The following is a 19,421-nucleotide window of genomic DNA, read 5'->3' as shown; positions in this document are numbered from 1 at the left end:
TACACTCAACCACCACACTACAAACCATGTCCGAAGCCAAAGTCCTTATCATCGTCGGTGACGCCACTGAAACCGTTGACACGCTGTATCCTTTTTACCGCCTCATTGAGGGCGGCTACACGCCGGTGGTGGCTGCGCCGGAAAAACGGAAATACCAGATGGTGCTGCATGAGGTTAAGCCCGGCTGGACCATCACCAAGGAGTGGGAAGGTTACAGCATCGATGCCGACATCGCTTTCAAGGACATCAACCCTGAGGAATACGTCGGTATCTTTTTCAGTGGTGGTCGCGCCCCTGAGTACATTCGTGAAGATGCTGATCTCATCCGCATCACCAAGTGGTTCTGGGAGCAGAAGAAGCCCTGCGCGAGCGTGTGCCATGGCGTGGAAATCCCTGCGCGTGCGGACATTGTGAAAGGCCTGCGCATGGCCACGGTGGCCAAGTGCAAATTTGATCTGGAAATCTGCGGCGGCATCTACGTGAATGAGCCCTGCGTCATCGACCAGCACATGTATTCGGGCCGCACTTATCATGATTCCGGGCATTTCATTGCGCCTTGGATCAAGGCCTTGGATACCGAGCGTGCGAAGATGGGAGTTTAATCGGATTTTGAATGGCCGCAAAGTGACGTAAAAAGCGCAAAAATGAATTCATCAAAACTCTGGACCCTTTTTGCGATCTCTGCGTTATTTTGCGGCCAGCTCCAGGCCCATCCTCTCCAGGCAGAGCCGATCAACCACGCGTTTGTTTACACGTTTGATCAGTTCCACATCCCCGAAGACCCGGACGAGTCGCTGGTAAACGGCGGCCTGCTGCTGCTCGGGGAGCTGAACTGCACCGCCTGCCACGCGGTGCCGAAGTCCTGGGAGGAACGTCTCAAGCCCAAGGCCGGACCTCATCTGGGTGGCGTCGGTTCACGGCTGGATCCCGACACGCTGTGGCTCATGATTCGCAGCCCGCAGTCGCGAAAAAAAGGCACGCAGATGCCGGGTTTGTTTGCAGGCGCGGAAGGCGATGATGAAAAGGTCGAGGCCTTGGTGGAATACCTCAGCAGCCTGAAACAGGACGTCCCGCAGGTGCCCGCCGGGGACGTGGAGCGTGGCAAGGAACTCTATCACAAAGTCGGCTGCGTGGCCTGCCATGAGCCCGCTCAAGACGCGCGTCCCCCGAAGGTCGCGGCAGAAGCCGAGGTCGATAAGCCGGGCAATGCGTCTGTGCCGATTGCTTTGGCGGATGCCTATGCCTTCACCGCCCTTTCGCATTTCCTCAAGCACCCCCTCACGCTCCGCCCTTCAGGCCGCATGCCGGACATGCGCCTCTCAGCCCAGGAGGCCTCGGACATCGCGGCCTATCTGCACATAGGCCGCGTCGCAGAGAAAGCTGAAGCACGTGCCGCTTTAAAAATCCCGCGCCAAGGCGCTGAGAAGGGTCGCAAGATTTTTCAGGAGATGAACTGCGTGGCCTGCCACAAGCTTGATTCACCCGTCACCGCAACAGCCACCCCCACCCAGCCCATGAAAGACCTCTCGGCTGATCTGGGATGTCTCGCGGAAAAGCAGCCCTCCGGCACCCCGCGCTTTGATCTCAACGACCTCGAAAAGCGCGCGCTCAAACTCGCACTGGCCCTGGTGCAGAAAGGGGACGCCCCCAAGCTGACCGCGCACGAAAAAGTGGACTGGCAGATGACGCGGCTGAACTGCTACGCCTGCCATGATCGCGATGGCAAGGGCGGCCCCGAAGACCCCCGCGCGCAGTACTTTGGCGTGAATGATTCTGGTGCTGAGTCGCTGGGGCAACTGGGAAATCTGCCGCCGAATCTCGACAAGGTGGGGCGCAAGCTGACGCGTGGGTGGTTTGAAAAAATCTTGTGGGGCAAGGACGGCAGCGTGCGGCCCTACATGGACACCCGCATGCCGAGCTTTGGCAGCGAGCAGACGGAAATGATGATCGCGTGGCTGAATGCGGCGGATGCTTTGGAGAAGCCGCTTGAGATTGATGTCAGTGGGCTGGCGAAGCACCACCGGGCGGAGGCGGGGCGGCAGCTACTGGGTGCGAAGGGGCTGGCGTGCGTGGCGTGCCATGGACTGAAGGATCGTAAATCGCTGGGGCCTCCGGTGATCCGCCTCACGCATACGGTCGAGCGTTTGCAGCCGGAGTATTTCAAGGAGCTGCTGCTCAATCCGCAGGTGACGCAGCCTGGGACGGTGATGCCGCCGATGTTTGTGGGCCGAAAGAAGGCGGATCAGGAGATCGAAAGCATTTGGACATATCTGCGTGAGGTGGAAGGGCAGTCGCTGCCGGAGGGGCTGATGTCGTCGGCGGATTTTGAACTGAAGCCTGGTAAGGAAAAGCGAGTCATCATCTTCCGAAGCTTCATCGAAGGTGCCGGTTCACATGCGATTGGTGTGGGTTTTCCGGGTGGACTGAATGCGTTGTTTGATGCGAAGACGAGCCGCTGGACGGTGATTTGGAAAGGACGATTCCTGGATGCGATGAGCAACTGGCAGGATCGCTCGATGCCTCCGATCAAGCCGCTGGGGACGAATGTGAAGGAGATGCCTGCGGCGACGGGTGCGCGCGTGTTTGGCGGCTATACCCTGGGCAAGGATGGGGTGCCGACGTTCCGATATCGTGAGGATGGGCAGCAGGTGGAGGACACGCTGCGGGTGGTGAAGGGTGGATTTGAGCGTGTGATCAGCAAAAACGGAAAGCTAACGAAGGAGATCTTGTCATGGTAGGAGCGAAAGTTTTGGGACTGCGGAGAGGCGAGGGAAGTCCTGCCTTGATGAGGGTGTTTGGATTTGTCGCTTCGCTGGGGCGATGGGTGGGCGAGAGTTTCGTGGCGTGTCGGAAAGCGGTGCTGAAGGGCACCGCACTCCGGGACGCTCTCGCGCTTTTGTTGATGGCATCTTCAGTGGTGGCGCAGGAGCAGGCTGAGTACTACAGGACTGAAACCTATGAGCTGCCGAAGGGCGTGAATTTTGAGGCGAGCGGTATCGCGGTGCTGCCGGATGGCAGGCTGGCGGTGGGACTGCGCAAGGGTGAGGTGTGGATCGCGCAGAATCCGGGGGATGTGGCGAAGCCGGAGTTCAAGCTGTTTGCGAGCGGGCTGCATGAGATCCTGGGACTGGCCTGGCATGAGGGGGCGCTGTATGCGACGCAGCGTTCTGAGGTGACGAAGCTGCGGGATGTGGATGGCGATGGCAAGGCGGATGAGTATCTCAGCGCAGCCACGGGCTGGGGGGTGTCGGGGGCTTACCATGAGTATGCGTATGGGCCGGTGTTTGATGCGGCGGGGAATCTGTACACCTCGCTCAATTCCAGCATGGGCAAGGCTTGGAAGGGTGCGGGCGATGAGGAGAAGCATCCGCTGTGGCGCGGCTGGGTGGTGCGCACGACGCCGGAGGGCAAACTGGAGCCGTGGTGCGCGGGATTTCGCAGTCCGTGTGGCATTGGCCAGAATGCGGAGGGGGATATTTTTATCACGGATCAGCAGGGCAACTGGATGCCGACGACGCCGCTGATGCATGCGCGCAAGGGGGCGTACTTTTCACATGCGGAATCCATCCCTGATGCGATGCGGCCGGAGTCGCCGGTGAAGATCGCGGCGAAGCAGCCGGATGGGATCACGGTGGCTGAGGCGATGAAGACGGTGCAGGGGTACACGCCGCCTGCGGTGTGGCTGCCGTATGTGAAGATGGGGCAGAGCGGCACGGGGATCGCCTGTGATAAAAGCGGCGGTAAGTTTGGGCCGTTTGAGAAGCAGATGTTTCTCGGGGAGTTTGTGCTGAGCGGGGTGAATCGTGTGTTTTTGGAGAAGGTGGGCGGCGAGTATCAAGGGGCGTGTTTTCCGTTTGTGGATGGGCTGCAATGCGCGGCGCTGGGGCTGAATTTTTTGCAGGATGGATCGCTGGTGGTCGGGCAGTCGAATCGTGGGTGGAACAGCAAGGGGAATCGGCCGTTTGGTTTGCAGCGGGTGGTGTGGACGAAGAAGACGCCGCTGGAGGTGGAGAAGATGGAACTGACGAAAGCGGGGTTTCGCTTTACGTTTACGCTGCCGGTGGACACGGCAAGTGTGGGTGAGCTGACGGGGCAGAGCTACACGTATCCGTTTCAGAGCAAGTATGGTGGGGATGAGCTGGATGCGAAGCCGCTCAGTATTTCAAGCGCGAAGCTATCTGAGGATGGGCTGGTGCTGGAGGTGGCCTGTGGGGAGCTGCGCACCGGCTACGTGCATGAGTTTGAGCTGCCAAAGCTCAAGGCGAAAGATGGGACGATGCTGTGGCATCGCATGGCCTATTATACGGTGAACAAGCTTCTTGCTGACTGAACTCGGTCAAAAAGATCTGGCTTTTGATTAGTCGCTTCGGGTAAAAGAGGCTCATGAAATTCTGGAAATGGGTGCTGCCATGCCTTGGGCTGCTGGCTCTGCGGAGTTTGCTTTCCCAGGGCGTGCCGGAGGTTCGTCGTGGGATTTACCGGGGCAGGGAAATCCAGTTTCCGCGTGATGCGCGTCAGTTCAATGGCTGGCGACACTTCGGGCAGAATGCGCCGCTGTGGAAGGTGTCTGAGGAACTGCCGGAGGATGTTTTTACCTTTGCGCGGCTGTGCTATCCGTTTCGGCGTGGTTTGCGATGGACGGCGGATTATCCGGAGGCTGATTTGAATTTTTCGTTTCGTCTTCATCAGCTCACTTCGGTGGAGGTGAATCCGTATCCGGTGATTCTTGATATTGAAGTGGAGCAGCTGCGGCACCATCCGCTGATTTATGTCTCTGAACCAGGGAACATGGACATCAGTGCTGAGCAGGCGCGGGTGCTGCGTGAGTATATGCTCAACGGTGGCTTTCTGCTGCTGGATGATTTCTGGGGCGGGGATGAGTGGAAGGGGTTTGAGCCGGTGTTTAAGAAGATCTGGCCGGACAGGGGCTACGAGGAATTGAAGCCGGAGCATCCCATTTTTCACTGTGTGTTTGATCTGCCGTCACCGCCGCAGGTGCACAGCAATGTATACTGGGAGGAGATGCGCAAGCATGGCAAAACGAACATGCGCAATGAGATCCGGACGGACTCGGCGACGCCGCGATTTCGGGCTGTGTTTGATGATCGTGGCCGCATGGTGATGCTGATCTGCCTGAACAATGATCTGGGCGATGGGTGGGAGCAGGAGCAGAGTGATCCGTGGTATTTTAGCAACGTGTCGGAGAAGCATGCGTATCCGCTGGGCATTAACATTGTGTTTTATGCGCTGACGCATTAGAGCGTCTGGAGTGGTGGCGTGATGGGTGGAAGATTTGTGTGAAGCGAGGTGAGGTGGGTACGCTTGTCGGTCTGGGGTGGTTGGGGGGCGCTGATCGACAGACAGGAGTGTCCTATTACATTAACGGCAATTCGCTCTGTTTTACCTGTATAAATGAGGTTCTACGCAGTTCTTTTTGCAGATTAATACATCTGTTTTATACTTCCTCGACTCAATCCCCGTCGGACAACTCGTCGATTTGTACTGCATCATCGACCTCGATCTTCGAATGAGTGCCGCCACCATTACGCAGTCTGATTTTGACGTTCGAGTATCGGGGTTTCTCGACCACAGCATCCTAATTCACATCGAACTCCACAGAGGTTAGCGTCATGTGGCTGAGTTCGCCAAAGTGTTTGCCTATCAATGCACGGCATCTGACCCGCCCGGATGGCGGTGGCTTCGGGGTTCCTCGCCTGCTTTTGGATCTCTTACTCCAGCTCTTGGGGCGGCAGCCTTGCCTTCCTTCACTGCTTCGGTAGCCCTCACCTTCCCGGCGACCTCAGGCTAATGCCAGCAGGCTTCGAGCGCGGTGTCAGCACTCGCTTTTAAAGCCCTCTTCATGCGCTCAACGAGCTTCTTCACCTCAGGCCGCACCGGCGTATCATCTGGAGCCAAGAGGGGGTGACAACAATGAGGAGAAGTGAAACGATTTTTATGCGCTCAAGACCCAGCCGGATCGAGCGTCGCAGTGCAGGCGGCTCGAATAGTAACTCTCTTTTCCAACTTATAGCGTGCTCTCTTTATTCATACAACCGCACCGTGCGGGCCATGTTGCCGAACATGTGATAGATCACGCTGCCGGGTGTGCCGCCGTAGGTGAAGCCTCGGACGGTGTAGCTGGGGGCGTCGTGATGGAAGTCATGCCAGCTTTGGCCGCCATCGGTGCTGCGGAGGATCCCTTTGCCACCATGCAGGGTGCTCATGAGCATGATCTCGGGCTTCACGGGGTCGATGTAGAGCGGGCCGCTGTCGAACGCGACGAGTTCAGTCCAGGTTTGACCGGCGTCGGTGCTTTTGAGGAGGTTCGCCGGACGTGCGCCTTTGTAGCTCCAGTAGTTTTCGTGCTGGCCGTCGGAGATAAAGAGCGTGCTTTCTTCCTTCGGATGATGAGCCATGCCGTCGATGCCATCGGCTGCATGGGCGACGGCCCAGGTCTCGCCGTGATCATGGCTGGCGTAGAGGCCGGTGCGCTTGAGGCATTGCAGATACACATGCTGGCCGCTGGGGCTGGTCATGAGACTGAGGGCGTTCTTGGTTTTCAGCGTGTGCTTCCACGTCTGGCCGCCATCGCTGCTTTTGAAAACGCCGAGCTGGTAGTTGCAAAGGTGCATCACCTCCGGGTTCGAGGGATCGAAGCACAAATCGCCCATCTCGCTGTCGTCGAGCCACTTGCCCCACTCGCCGCCGAACTGCTCCTTAAGGTCGAGCACGAGCTTCCAAGTCTCGCCGCCGTCATCGCTGCGGTGCAGACGCGGATGCCGCGTGCCTCCGTGGCCGTGAATGATGGCAAACCAAGTCTTCGACAACTTCGGATGCGCTTTGACGACGCTGCCGTCGTGGTTTTGCCACTTGTCATTCCACCACTCGGGCTGGATGCGCATGGGCTGCCATGAAGCACCGCCATCGTTGGTTTTGAAGACACCTTGATCCAGCGCGGCGACCATCGTCTGCTTTGGATCGTGCGGGCTTATGGCGGGGCCTTGGAAGTAGCAGAGCACTTGCAGGCCCGTGGTGCTGCCGGTCCAGCTCACGCCGTCATCCGTGCTGCGACACATGAGCGAGCTGTCGCACTTCAGCCACGTTTTGCCATCGGCAGTGACGGTGAGTGTGCTGCATTTGCCTTCGGGCGATGCATGGCGGTTCATGCCGGGATAGCTGCCGCGATCCCAATGCGTCTCGATGCGATGCCGCGTCCACGTAGCGCCCCAATCGTTGCTCACGACGAGCTGGCCCAGTGACCAGAGCATGACTTTTCCCTCCTTTGAAACCGCGAGACCACCCGCGAAACGCGTTTCCGGCTCCCACTGATGAGGCGACTCTTTAACGACGATGAAAGTGCTGCCGCTATCGCTGCTGCGATGCAGTTTGCCCGTCGAATCAAACGCGAAGACGCCACCACCTGTTGGCGCGGCGCGCGCGGTGAGGATGATGCTGTCTGGCAAGGCCATGCTCCAGGTCTTGCCGCCATCTTTGGAGATCGCGAGGCCCGGAGATGGCCGACATGCGACGCAAAGTGTGCCATCGGCGAGGAAGAAAGGAAACGCGGGTGTATAGGACGAATTCTTCGCGATGGGGGGCGCAGTTAGTTCACTCCAAGACGCACCGTGATCGTGAGAGACACGCAGGATACTATCGTGATCCAGAGCATGTACACTGCCATCCGCTGAAACGGCGATGGTATGACCGATGCCGGGTGTTTTGTCATCGCCGATAGCAGGTGGTTTGCCATAAACGGCCTGCCATTTCACACCGCCATCGTGACTGGCCCAGATCATGTTGCAGGTGCCCCAGTAGAGATGCTGCGGGTTTTTTGGGTCGATGGCAAACTGCCGGCCACGCGAAGCGATTTGTTTGCGAGCCATGACACCACGCTCGACATCGGCAGACATTTTTCTCCACGTCAAACCGGCGTCTTGGGAGCGAAACAGGCCGGACAAATCCGTCATCGCCCAAACTTCCTGGGGATTCGTCGGATGTGCGACCACATCCTCGATCCAACCACCGCCTCCCGGGCCAAAAGGATGCCAGGTGGAGTTTTCCGCTTTGAGGAGTGAGGTGAGCAGAAATAGGAAGAGGAAGCGCATGGGGGGTGTAAAACGCCCGATTTTCGCAAAGGTGTCTCAGCAATCGGCTGATACAGCCTTCTTTACTGGCGGGCATGCCCACAGCAACGTCAGCCCGCGCTGTCCATCAGCACCCACCCCAGCGGCAGCGGGCATTGCAGATCAATGGAGAGATAAGCCGGACCAGCGATCACCATGATCAAGCCACTCACACGCACCAGTGGCTGGTAGCGCTGCAAATCCCGCGAAATGGCCCAAAAGAGGAAGCACAGCTTTAACCGAGTGCCATTCATGTCGGGCAACAAGGCACCCGACAGACCGGTAAGCATGAGTGCAGTCATCAGGCGCAGCGTTCAGAGCTGCACGCGAGGGCGCGGAAGGCGGGTGGTGGACATCAGCTGCGTCTTATCGTGTCGTCATCGGTCCCATTTTCACGACTTCGAGGTCTTTTCCCTTCACTTTGCGGATGGGCAGCAGTTCTTCGTGATTCCAACGATCATCCGGTGCGCCGCTGATGAACCAATCGCCGCCGTTGTCTGCCAAAATCATGCCGTGGGTCTTGAGGCCATCGAGGATCACTTTGGCGGCTCCAGTGAACTTGCTGGTGTCAAAGTCTGCTTTGAGTCGCACACGCATGCCCATCGGCGGCAGGTTTTCATCCTTGTGCGGACTGGCGAAGTGCGTGGCAGGAGGCACATAGGCGCGACGTGATTTTTTGACCGTGAAACGCAGCGCATGTGTGAGCTTCTTCGCGCCGCAGATTTCGTCGTAGCGGGCGAGTCCGGGCAAAATGGGCAACCCCGCCGCATCAGCGCTCGTCCAGCCCGCGGGGCGTGGTTTCGGTGCTTTGAGATCGAAAACGGCTCCGCTGCTCGCCTTCCAACTTTTGCCGCCATCGAGTGGGAAGGAATGAAACAGCTCGTAGAGCTTCCAGTTGTCCTTATCGAGCACCAGCACATGGCGGTCGCCCTCCGCCTGCGGACCGCCTTCGATGTGAGCTTGCGGAGGGATCGGATACGGGCCGGGATCACTCTCATCCGCGTATTCAAAGGTGATGGGCACCTTCGGCTGATCGCCGCTCACGACGTAGTAAGGAATGCCGCCCGGCTGTCCCTTCCAGACGATGCCAAAGTCTTCATGCAAGCCCGTCTCCACACCGATGGAGGCAATGATGGCATCGCTGAGCGGATCGACCTCATCCTTCGACACATCGCGGTTCCATTCATCATCGGCAGGCATGAGCAAAGCACCACCGAGATCGGCATTGGGTCCTGGCTGGAGCTGCTGCTGCTGGGCGAAGGCACAGAGGGTGAATGTGCTGAGGATGAGGATTTGCGTTTTCATCGTGGATTAGGGAGCGATGGCACCGCTGGTATTCTGAGTGCGAGTCTTGCCCTGAAAATCGGTAGGCAGGAGATGTTTCGGATCGGCGTGGTCGAGTTTCGCATCGCGGGCGGGAGTGGCGTCGTGCTTGCTGCCATCGAGGCTGACATTGGGGAAGTCCGCGAAGCCGCGGCCTTTCACGCAGCCGTCTTTGGGACCATCGCCAAAGACGACGTTGCCGCTGCTGATGACAGCTGCGTTGCCGTTGGCGTAGTGCAGGGCATTGGCATCACGGGAGTAGAGGATATTGTTGGCCAGGATCATGCCTTCGCGGCCATTCCATGAGCCGCCGCGAAATGCATGGGCGCTGTTGAGGATGGTGTTGTGGATGACTTGGAGGTTCAGCGTCTTGCCCTGATGATCGGTGCTGGCGAAACCGGCACCTGCGCCGTTGATGAGCACGTTGTTGCGCACGATGGCCTCGCCCTGAACCTGCATGACGTTGTCGGCGCTGTTGTAGCAGAGATTGCGCTCGATGATGTTCACGGGCTTGCCTGCGGTGCCATAGACGGTGATGCAGGGATACTGCGTGTCGTGGATGTGGTTCTCGGCGATGAGGTTGCCCCAGGAGCCTTGCTTCACCTCGATGCCGTCGCCTTGATCACCTCGGCAATCGTGGATGTGATTCAGCGCGATGACGCTCTCGCTCATGATGTGATCGCCGTTGTTCGCGCCGAGATACATGCCTTCGGCGTGACCGGCTCCATGATGGATGTGATTGCGTGTGAGATGCAGGTGATTCGTATCCGCGCTGTTGGCACTGAGGCAAACCTGGCCGGTGTGGTGGATGTGGCATTGGTCGATCCAGAGGTGGCTGCAATGCCCGAGCCTCATGCCGTGACTGCCGCCGGTGAACTCGATGCCGCGCAGACAAAGATAACTCACCGGGCCGCCCTGACCGATGTTGATGACGTTTTGTTGGTCATCGGGCCGCGTGATGATGACCTTCGCCTCTTTCGCCGCGACAATCCAGATCGGCGCGTCCGCCGTGCCGCTGACCTGGATGTCCCACATGCGGTCCACACTGTAAGTGCCGCTGGCGAGTTCGAGCCTGTCGCCTGGCTGCAAGGCCGCCACGGCCTTCACCAGTGCGGCACCATTCGTGTTGTTGTGTTGAATGAGACGCTGCGGCGGGATCGCCGCCCACGCTGGATCATAGCTAGCAGCTTGCAGGGTTTGTAGCAGGCAGAGCGTGGCAAAGAGTAGTTGGATGGTTCTCATTTTATGGGATCGGGGTTCATGGCGCATAGCCCAGACTCAGCCAGTCGGGGGTGATGGCGGTCTTGATCGGCATTGGCAAAGCGTAGGGGCTTGCCGTTGCTGAGTGGGTGGATGACTCGAAGGGCGACGGTGTGGCTGGTGAGCTTTGACTCGGCGTCGAGTTGGACGGACCCCTTTCGGGCAGTGTCTCCGGGGAGCATGCCGGTGAGCTTCCAATCGACGGGCCAGCGTTGGGTGATGCTGCCCTTTTCATTGATGGCGGGTAGAACCAACGGTGCTCTTCTTTGCCTGTGTCGAGCGTGCCCCAAGCAAAGGAATCATCATGGTAGTCGAAGGGCTTTTCGGCATTGCTGGCGAGGTCTTCGCGGTTAGGGCCCACAGGATAGCGGAGCAACACGGGCGTCTTTTTGAAGGCTTTTGCATACGCAGCGAGCACACGCTTCCGCGTTTTCTCGGAGGCAAAGAGATCCTCGCGCGGATAGGTGTGCCACTCTCCCCATGAACCGAGCAGACCGGCAGTGATGTAGCCGATGCGGGCATCGCCATCGTAGCGCTTACCGAGCGCTGCGATTAAGACCTCCATCGCACCGATCAGCCGCTCGTCTTCATAGCCGGGTGTGTAGCAGATCTTTTCGCGCGGCTTCTTTTCCGTTTCCGTCCATTCGGTGATTTTGACACCCTGATCACGCAGGAACTTCGGCAGCCCTGACTTCTGATCTGGATACTCGATCCAGACTCGAAACACGGCCTGATTGCCCCGCGAGACGATTCCATTCAGCAGCTTTTCAAAAGGTTGCCAAACAAAGCTGTCAACTCCCTTCATGAGGTCGCTGAAGCGCACATAGTTGAATTCCAGACTGTGCGGAAAACACCCAGACTCCGGCTCCGCATACGGCACCAGTCCCTTGAGCGGATTGTCCGCTGGCGATGGCCCTGGAGCCAGCTTGACCGGTGCCGCCGTGAGGCAAAGCGTGGAAAGGAACAGAACAAGCGCGGTCTTCATGCAAGGATGGATCAAGGCTTCGCGATTGGCCCGATGTAGTCGGTGGCGATCACGATGTCATCAAACCATACGCGGTTCAGCATAGGCGGACTTTCCACCTTGTTCTGCTGGTAAGCGTTTATCGCCCTCCGCATGGTCACCAGCAGTGCCCTGCGGCCAATTCGTCAGCGGATTGTAGCCGCCGAGTCCGCTGAAGTGATGCAGGTAAGGCGCATCTTCCGCGAACTTCACATAGAAGCGTGAGAACACCTTGGGCTGGATAGGATTAAGCCGCTTGAACAAATGCCCGCCCGTGTTCTCGCCAAGCGTGGCGGTGACTTGAAGGCATTGGGTCCCCACACTTGCCGCTGGATGATCGCTGACGAGTTTGAGCACACGACCGTCTTTATTCTCCATTTCGTTCCAGCGAGGTTTGACCTCGTCGAGAGCACCGACCTCAAAATTCTCCGCGAGCAGCACTGAAGGATGTTTTTCGATGCCGGAGTCGCCGGGATTTTTTTTGGAGATGCCGTGGCCTTGCGGCAGTGGATCGAGTGCGTTGGCAATCGTCGAGAAGGTGAGGAAGAGCAAGTAACGCATGGTCCAGAACGAATGAGATTCAAACCTGTGCGAGCTTTACTGTTGGCGTTGGGTGTATGGCGTGACGGTTTGGGCGCTGGATCTCGCGAGCGAGGCATTGAAGAAGCGATTTACCATCTGTGAAATGGGCGATGGCTTGGCGCTCATTCCACTGGCGGCGGAGTTTCTGCAACGGGCGCACATAGGGATGCGGCGTGACGGCATGCGCAAGAGCAGTGTGCTTGCGAAGGATGTGGCTCACGCGTGTTGCATTTCCAGGGAGTGGCTCTGAGGCGGCCTCGGTGCATGTCTCCGTATTTTCAAAAATGGCGGTCACATTGCCGCCGTCCTCAGAGGTGAATGTGGTGACGACTTGTAAACCCGCGCGGCGTCCAGCCTGGGCGAGTGTGGCGGCATTGAAGTTGTAAAGATGCGCTTGGTGAAAACGGCTGGAGGGCCAGATGCACTGACTTTCCACATTCGGCACCTCGACGTAAAGCAGGCCGCCTTCGCGAAGCCACTGGGAAGCTTGTCTGAAGGCCCCGACCGGATGCTCCAGATGCTCGGCGACGTGGAAGAGCGTGACGAGATCCAGGCTGCGCGGCTCTACCTGCGCCTCCGCGAAGCCGCCGATCTGCACTGGGATGCCGAGCACATCACGCGAGTATTCGGCGTAGCCGATGTTTGGCTCGATGCCGCGCGCCTCATGGCCGAGCTCACGCAGGATGAAAACGAGCTCGCCGCCGCCGGAGCCAAAGTCGAGCACGCTCGATTCGGGTGCGAGCAAAGGAACGAGGTGGCGCATGCGTTCCTGCGCGACTTTTCCAGCGCGATAGGTGTGCTTCAGACGTGGCTGCCAGGCCTGCTTGTAGGCTACACGGTAGCCCTCGCGATAAAAGTCATCGATCTGGTTGGTATTGGGCCGTGGATCGGAGAAAACGAGGCCGCAATCTTCACACAACATGGTGCGGAGAGGCTGACCATCGCGGTCCTTAGCTGCCACTTGGGTGAAATGGTTGCTGTGGCAAAGTTCGCAATGCTGGACGGGCGTGGTACTCAGTTTATGGAGAGGCATGAGGTTGGCTGCTGTAATGAAAGACAGGGGAATGGGTTCACGGATGGGCGATCGCGGCCTATTTTTTCATCTTTTTTAAGTAGGTACGCTCTAAACCTGACAGTGATGGTGGTGTGGTTCACTTGATGGCTAGATCGTGCTCCACCGTTACTTTTTGCCAGACTGAAGTGATCATCTTGTAGGCTGCGGGCGGCAGGATAACCCCATGAATAAGCAGGCGGTGTATTTCACGCGCTGTTACCATGTCCATGTCGTAGTACCACCTTTCTCCCAGCATGCCATTCACATCAGTGAAGGCAATGTGACCGACCTGGCTGCCTTCCGAGTGCTTAACGGCGGCAATCAAAGCGAACACGACCCATGCCTGCCGGACTGTCTCAACCTCAAAGCCGGGCTCCTCAAACAGGGGGCGCTCGCTACCAATGAAAATGCCCATCCGCCCTTTGGAATCACGCACACCATGAGGCCAAATGAGTGAAGCGTGACTGACGACTGACATCATTTCAACCATGCGACGGGAGATATTCTCCAAGCGGTGGAGTTCAATGCGGTTCAGCGGAATATCGGCACGGTCCAGGGATGAACCAAATGCATTCACGTTTGTGGAGTGCAGTGCCATCAAGACTGTTGCAAGGCATGACAGGGCCTTTGAATGGTTATAGTGGATCTTCATGATTGGATAAGGGTGAGAATTTCAAGATGTTCCGTCAGCCGCGATGCATGGCCTTCACCCCGCGAGCCGCTCCATTGAGCCTGCGGGCGTTCAGGGCACGGGTTGCCAGAGTTTTGCGAACGGAACTGGAGAGCTTCAGCAACGCCTCATCAAAGGTGTGGCCGGTGCTGCGGGCCAGCACGTCCGGCCCGGGGATTCCAAGTGCCATGGACAGGTGGTAACGCGGAGCGGAATCCGCCAGATGCTCCACGCGGACGACGGCGCGGGAGACAGGCTTCAGTGCGGCGAACTGCTCGAGCGTTTGATGGATCTGAGATTCCCATTGGGTGCGAGGATCGCAGCCGAACCAGTCGAGTTGAATAATCATGAGCGTGTTTGTTGGTGTGGAGTGGAAAAGGATGCCGACAGGAGCCGCCAAGGTTTTTTCACGTTGGGTCGGGCCCGGCTGTCTCCTGTCGGCGGTTGCGACAGCGTCAGGTGTTCTGGGGAAGCCAGTTCCAGGTGCTGTAACATGGATGCTCCTCGTTTTGAGCCGATTTGATTTCATAGCTGCTGCAGGAGGAGAGCAGGCCGGCGAGGAGGAGAAAGAGGGCAAGGCGTGTTTTCATCGAAGGCGTTGTGTTGTTGTTTCCGAACTAACGAATGCTGCCATGTGCCTGTGACCGCGCCAATGAGCATGTTGTCTGGACGAGTCTCAGCAATCTGCTGAAAGGCTCTCAGGCCGGCTCACACGGCGGAATTGCGCACCACGCGCACACCTCGGTTCCAGAGCAGCTCAATGCCGCGATGGGCCTCGTGAATGATGAGATACTCGTGGATGTTTTCAGCGGTGAGCAGTCCGACGAGCACACCGTGCTTCAGAACGGGCATGGCGGTCTCATCGTCTCCCCGGTTACGCAGCAGCAGATCATCGAGCATCTCGTCCTCATTCAACATGGGCACATCCGTGCGCATGAAGGTGATGACATTTGTCTCCAGTGGGCTGGTTTGCATGGCGCGCAGCAGGGCGGCATGGGAGAGCATGCCAATGAGATGCCCGCGCTTCATCACTGGATAGTCACGCTGCTCACCGGAGAGCATGAGCGCGGCCATTTCCTGAAGCGTGGTGCTGGAGGTCACGGTGTGAAAGTTCGTCACCATGGCATCGTGCACGCTCGCACCGGAGACGACGGATCTCACCTGCGCCAGAGCGGACTCCTGGGTCGCGCCGGACCAAACAAACACGGCGATCAGGATGAGCACCGGGTTCGTAAATACGCCGTAGATGGCAAACAGAATCGCCATGACCTTCCCCACCTTGGCGGCAAGGAGCGTGGCTCGTGCATAGTCCATTTTAATCGCCAGCACGGCACGCAGCACACGCCCACCATCCATCGGAAAAGCTGGCAGCATATTGAAAAGCACAAGACCGATGTTCACCGCCAGCAGTCGCTCGACCATTCCACCATCAGCAATGCCAAGGGTGCCAAGTGGCTCCCAGGCATGAGCCAGCGTGAGCCATGCGGCCAGACCAAGCGAGATGACGACATTCACCGCCGGCCCGGCCACTGCCACGAGCAGTTCTTGAGAGGGCTTTTCCGGCATTCGCTCCAGCCGCGCCACGCCGCCGATGGGCAGCAGCGTGATGTCATGCGTGCCCACGCCAAAGCGCCGCGCCATCAGCACATGCCCATACTCATGCAGCAGCACGCAGAAAAAAAGCAGCGCAAAGAACAGCGCACCACCAAGCGCTGCTGCGAGGCTGCGCTCCGGCATCCAGTGGGCGAATCCGATCACCGCGAGCAGCAAGAGAAAGGTGAAGTGAACGAATACATCGACACCGAGGAAGCGACCGAGCTTGAAGGACCATTTCATAAGTGTTGGGGAGTGTGTTTTGAATCAGCCTTTGCGGATCAGTCGTGCTACCAGCGCCGTCCAGCCAGTCTGGTGCGAGGCCCCGCAGCCACGGCCGGTGTCGGCATGGAAAAACTCGTGGAAGAGCACGAGGTCCTTCCATGCCGGATCGCTCGCGTAGCGTTCGTCACCACCGTGACAGGGGCGATGACCCTTGGCATCCGGTTCAAAGAGCCGCGTCATGCGGCGGGCAGTCTCGTGCGCGGCCTCCAGCAGCGTCACGCGATTTCCGCTGCCCGTGGGCAGTTCCACGGTGAAGTCTTCGCCATAGAAGTGGTGGTAACGTTCCAGCGCCTCGATGAGCAGGTAGGTGATGGGAAACCAAACCGGGCCGCGCCAGTTGGAGTTCCCGCCAAACATGTGGCTGTCACTCTCGCCGGGCACATAGCGCACCACTTTGTGCTCGCCCTGCACATGAAGTGTGAAGGGATGCGCCTCGTGATAGCGCGAGAGCGAACGGATGCCGTAGGGCGATAAAAACTCACGTTCATCGAGCAGGTAAGCCAGCAGCCGCTCCAGCCGCTTTCGGGAGGGAATCGCCAGCAAGCGATGGCCGTGCGCACCTCCGCGCTGGCAGTAGCTCACATGCACCGCGAGGTCACAGCGATGAGCGAGGAACCAGTCCATGCGTTTTTTAAAGCCCGGCAGCGCCATGATGCGTTCTTCGTCCAGCAACTCCACCGCGATGAGCGGCAGCAGGCCGACGAGCGAGCGCGTGCGCAGCGGCACGGGTGGCTTTCCATCATCGAGAATCTGGTCGTAATAAAAACCGTCCTCCTCATCCCACAGTCCCTGGCCACCGAGATGGTTGATGGCATCCACGATCTGCACGAAGTGCTCGAAGAATTTCGACGCCATGTCCTCGTAAGCTGAGTTCACACTTCCATCTGGCCGCCGCGCCAGCTCCAGCGCCATGTTCAACATCGTCAGCGCATAAAAGGCCATCCAAGCGGTGCCATCCGCCTGCTCGAGCCTTTGTCCCTCTGGTAGTGCGGTGCTGCGATCAAAGATGCCGATGTTATCCAGACCCAGGAAACCGCCTGCGAAGAGATTCCGCCCCTCGCTGTCTTTGCGGTTCACCCACCAGGTGAAGTTGAGGAGCAGCTTCTGAAAGCAGCGTTCCAGGAACTCGCGGTCACGCTCACCCGCAGGGGCAGTGATCTTGTAAATGCGCCAGCAGGCCCAGGCGTGCACGGGCGGGTTCACATCGCTAAATTTCCACTCGTAGGCCGGGATCTGGCCGTTTGGATGCAGATACCATTCGCGAAGGAAGAGCAGCATCTGGTCTTTGGCGAAATCTGGGTCCGTCTCCGCGAATGGCAGCATGTGAAACGCCGTGTCCCAGGCCGCGAACCAGGGGTACTCCCACTTGTCTGGCATGGAGAGAATGTCCCGGGCGAAAAGATGCTTCCAGTTCCGGTTCCGCCCGCTCCAGCGAGCCTCCGGCGGTACTGGAAACGCCGGATCACCCTCCAGCCAGTCTTGCACGACGTATTGATAAAACTGCTTCGTCCAAAGCAGCCCCGCATGTGCCTGCCGCTGGATTTGAGCATGCACCGGATTCGCTTCGACAATCGTCGCGTAAAATTCGTCAGCCTCGTCAATCCGGCCAGCAAACAACGCACTCGATTTAACCGCAGGATTCGATCCATCAACGCACAGCCTCAAATCCAGCGTCACCGAGCCTCCAGCCGGAATGACCATCGAATAGTGCGCGGCGGCCTTCGTGCCCATTTGGGCCGGATTCACCGCTCCGACCTCTTTTTCGACCACATGGCGGTGAAACGCATCTTTGGTGAATGCTGAGGCATTGGGCGATCCGAAGAGCTTCTCGTGATTCGTCTCGTTTTCCGTGAAAAGCCACTGCGGAGCCGTCCCATCGCTCGCTGGAGCCGCGTAGAGCCTATAGAGTCCCAAATCCTCCACGATGTCCGATTCCAAGCCGCGATGGTCGATCTCCAGCACCTCACCATTGAGGCTCAGGCAAGGCTTTGCGGCGGCTTTTTGCCATGACCACACATTGCGAAACCAAATCGTCGGCAGCACGTCCAGCGGCGCGTCCGCGGGACCACGATTGTGGATCGTCACGCGAATGGCGATGTCCTCCGGCCCAGCCTTCGCATACTCCACAAAGATATCAAAGTAGCGCCCCTCATCAAACACACCGGTGTCAGCCAGATCAAACTCCGCATCTGCCAGACCGCGACGGCGGTTCTCCTCCACCAGCCGCTCATAGGGAAACTCTGCCTGCGGGTATTTGTAGAGCCCCTTCATGTAGGAATGCGTCGGCGTGGAGTCCAGGTAGTAGTACAGCTCCTTCACATCCTCCCCGTGGTTCCCCTCCGGCCCGCTGAGTCCAAAGAGACGTTCCTTCAAAATCGGATCGCGATGATTCCACAGCGCCAGCGCGAAGCAGAGCCGGCATTGCCAGTCCGTGCTGCCCATGAGTCCGTCCTCCCCCCAGCGATAGGCTCGTGACCTAGCCTGCTCATGCGGGAAGCTGCGCCATGCATCACCCGTGGCGGAGTAATCCTCCCGCACCGTGCCCCACTGCCTTTCGGAGAGGTAAGGCCCCCAGCGTTTCCAGTGAGCGGCGCGTGTTTTGTCCTCGATGAGGCGGTGATGTTCGGCGGTGGTTGCTGTCGGCATGATGAAAAGTGAAATTTAGCCCCCAGTCTCAAAGCCGGGATAAAGCGTCATGCCGCCATCAACGAAGAGCGTGATGCCGTGGACATAGTCGCTTTGATCCGAGGCCAGCCACACGGCGGCGCGACCGATCTCCTCCGCCTCGCCGATGCGTTTCTGCGGGATGAGTTTGAGCAGGTCATTGCAGGCCTCGCGGGTGCTCCAAGCGGCGGTGTTGATGGGGGTGCGTATGGCTCCTGGGGCGATGCTGTTCACGCGGATGCGCCTCGGGGCCACCTCCTGTGCGAGGCTTTTCATCAGCAGCATGAGGCCGCCCTTCGACGCGGCGTAGTTCACATGCCCGGCCCAGGGGATGACCTCATGCACGGAGCTGATGCAGATGATTTTGCCTGCGGCGCAGGAGAGCGCGGGTTTGACCCCCTGCTTCGTGAAGAGGCGCACAGCCTCCTGGGCGCATAAAAAGGGGCCGGTGAGGTTCACATCCATTACGCGCTGCCATTGATGCAGGGTGAGATCCTCAAACGCCGCGTCGAGCTGGACGCCCGCGTTGTTCACCAGGATGTCGAGGCCGCCAAACTCATCCACCGTGCGCTCAAACATGACGCGCACCTGCTGTGGGTCAGACACGTCCGCCGGCACGGTGATGGCGCGCGTGCCACAGCGCCGCACCTCCTCAGCCACTTCGAGAGCCTTGTCCGGCTGGCCGAAGAAATTGATGACCACATTCGCCCCCGCTTGACCGAGCGCGATGGCGATGGCACGCCCGATGCCGGATGAAGCGCCGGTGACCAGCGCGGTCTGGTCTTTCAGCAGCTTCAAGGCGTGACAGGAAGGTGGCGGCGGTTCAGCCGATGGCTGAGGAGTAGATGCAGTCGGCGGACTCAT

General features: G+C 58.7%; 17 protein-coding genes. 4 read left to right on the top strand and 13 right to left on the bottom strand.

The window, feature by feature from the left end:
- The first annotated feature begins 26 nt into the window (after positions 1 to 26).
- The 4 genes from PSV43_RS06755 (at position 27) to PSV43_RS06740 (ending at position 5,259) form a co-directional block, all read left to right on the top strand.
- Positions 27 to 602, top strand: coding sequence for a DJ-1/PfpI family protein (locus PSV43_RS06755; protein WP_300194824.1), 576 nt, complete (start codon positions 27 to 29; stop codon positions 600 to 602).
- A gap of 42 nt (positions 603 to 644) precedes the next feature.
- Positions 645 to 2,738, top strand: a complete 2,094-nt coding sequence (locus PSV43_RS06750; RefSeq protein ID WP_300194822.1) for a c-type cytochrome — start codon at positions 645 to 647, stop codon at positions 2,736 to 2,738.
- Positions 2,739 to 2,902: 164 nt separating this feature from the next.
- Positions 2,903 to 4,330, top strand: a complete 1,428-nt coding sequence (locus PSV43_RS06745; RefSeq protein ID WP_300194820.1) for a hypothetical protein — start codon at positions 2,903 to 2,905, stop codon at positions 4,328 to 4,330.
- A gap of 53 nt (positions 4,331 to 4,383) precedes the next feature.
- Complete coding sequence (locus PSV43_RS06740) at positions 4,384 to 5,259, top strand: DUF4159 domain-containing protein (protein ID WP_300194818.1); 876 nt, start codon at positions 4,384 to 4,386, stop codon at positions 5,257 to 5,259.
- A gap of 782 nt (positions 5,260 to 6,041) precedes the next feature.
- On the opposite strand, the gene PSV43_RS06735 is transcribed toward PSV43_RS06740, so the two are convergent.
- The 13 genes from PSV43_RS06735 to PSV43_RS06675 all read right to left on the bottom strand — a co-directional run bounded on the left by PSV43_RS06735 (position 6,042) and on the right by PSV43_RS06675 (position 19,421).
- Positions 6,042 to 8,105 carry a hypothetical protein gene (locus PSV43_RS06735; protein ID WP_300194816.1) on the bottom strand — a complete coding sequence of 688 codons (2,064 nt, stop codon included), beginning with the start codon at positions 8,103 to 8,105 and terminating at the stop codon, positions 6,042 to 6,044.
- An 89-nt stretch (positions 8,106 to 8,194) separates the two neighbouring features.
- Positions 8,195 to 8,413, bottom strand: coding sequence for a hypothetical protein (locus PSV43_RS06730; protein ID WP_300194814.1), 219 nt, complete (start codon positions 8,411 to 8,413; stop codon positions 8,195 to 8,197).
- A gap of 76 nt (positions 8,414 to 8,489) precedes the next feature.
- The gene (locus PSV43_RS06725) at positions 8,490 to 9,428 is read right to left on the bottom strand and encodes a hypothetical protein (RefSeq protein WP_300194812.1); all 939 of its coding nucleotides are present in this window, start codon (positions 9,426 to 9,428) and stop codon (positions 8,490 to 8,492) included.
- Positions 9,429 to 9,434: 6 nt separating this feature from the next.
- Positions 9,435 to 10,688, bottom strand: a complete 1,254-nt coding sequence (locus tag PSV43_RS06720) for a right-handed parallel beta-helix repeat-containing protein (RefSeq protein ID WP_300194810.1) — start codon at positions 10,686 to 10,688, stop codon at positions 9,435 to 9,437.
- Between the two features lie 16 nt (positions 10,689 to 10,704).
- Positions 10,705 to 11,691 carry a hypothetical protein gene (locus PSV43_RS06715; protein ID WP_300194808.1) on the bottom strand — a complete coding sequence of 329 codons (987 nt, stop codon included), beginning with the start codon at positions 11,689 to 11,691 and terminating at the stop codon, positions 10,705 to 10,707.
- Positions 11,692 to 11,751: 60 nt separating this feature from the next.
- Complete coding sequence (locus PSV43_RS06710) at positions 11,752 to 12,270, bottom strand: hypothetical protein (RefSeq protein WP_300194806.1); 519 nt, start codon at positions 12,268 to 12,270, stop codon at positions 11,752 to 11,754.
- 19 nt (positions 12,271 to 12,289) lie between these two features.
- A complete protein-coding gene (locus PSV43_RS06705; RefSeq protein ID WP_300194804.1) occupies positions 12,290 to 13,213 on the bottom strand; it encodes a class I SAM-dependent methyltransferase in 924 nt (307 codons plus the stop codon).
- A 229-nt stretch (positions 13,214 to 13,442) separates the two neighbouring features.
- Positions 13,443 to 13,997, bottom strand: coding sequence for a hypothetical protein (locus PSV43_RS06700; protein WP_300194802.1), 555 nt, complete (start codon positions 13,995 to 13,997; stop codon positions 13,443 to 13,445).
- A 34-nt stretch (positions 13,998 to 14,031) separates the two neighbouring features.
- Positions 14,032 to 14,364, bottom strand: a complete 333-nt coding sequence (locus PSV43_RS06695; protein ID WP_300194800.1) for a hypothetical protein — start codon at positions 14,362 to 14,364, stop codon at positions 14,032 to 14,034.
- A gap of 106 nt (positions 14,365 to 14,470) precedes the next feature.
- Positions 14,471 to 14,605 carry a hypothetical protein gene (locus tag PSV43_RS06690; protein WP_300194798.1) on the bottom strand — a complete coding sequence of 45 codons (135 nt, stop codon included), beginning with the start codon at positions 14,603 to 14,605 and terminating at the stop codon, positions 14,471 to 14,473.
- A 118-nt stretch (positions 14,606 to 14,723) separates the two neighbouring features.
- Positions 14,724 to 15,851, bottom strand: coding sequence for a site-2 protease family protein (locus PSV43_RS06685; protein WP_300194796.1), 1,128 nt, complete (start codon positions 15,849 to 15,851; stop codon positions 14,724 to 14,726).
- Between the two features lie 24 nt (positions 15,852 to 15,875).
- A complete protein-coding gene (locus PSV43_RS06680) occupies positions 15,876 to 18,539 on the bottom strand; it encodes a glucosidase (RefSeq protein WP_300194794.1) in 2,664 nt (887 codons plus the stop codon).
- A gap of 15 nt (positions 18,540 to 18,554) precedes the next feature.
- Entirely contained in the window at positions 18,555 to 19,421 is an 867-nt protein-coding gene (locus tag PSV43_RS06675; RefSeq protein WP_345784653.1) for an SDR family oxidoreductase, read from the bottom strand.

Source organism: Prosthecobacter sp., from assembly GCF_029946185.1.
GTDB lineage: Bacteria > Verrucomicrobiota > Verrucomicrobiia > Verrucomicrobiales > Verrucomicrobiaceae > Prosthecobacter.
The sequence above is the reverse complement of the archived record's forward strand: the minus strand, read 5'-3'. Positions and strand labels throughout refer to the sequence as shown.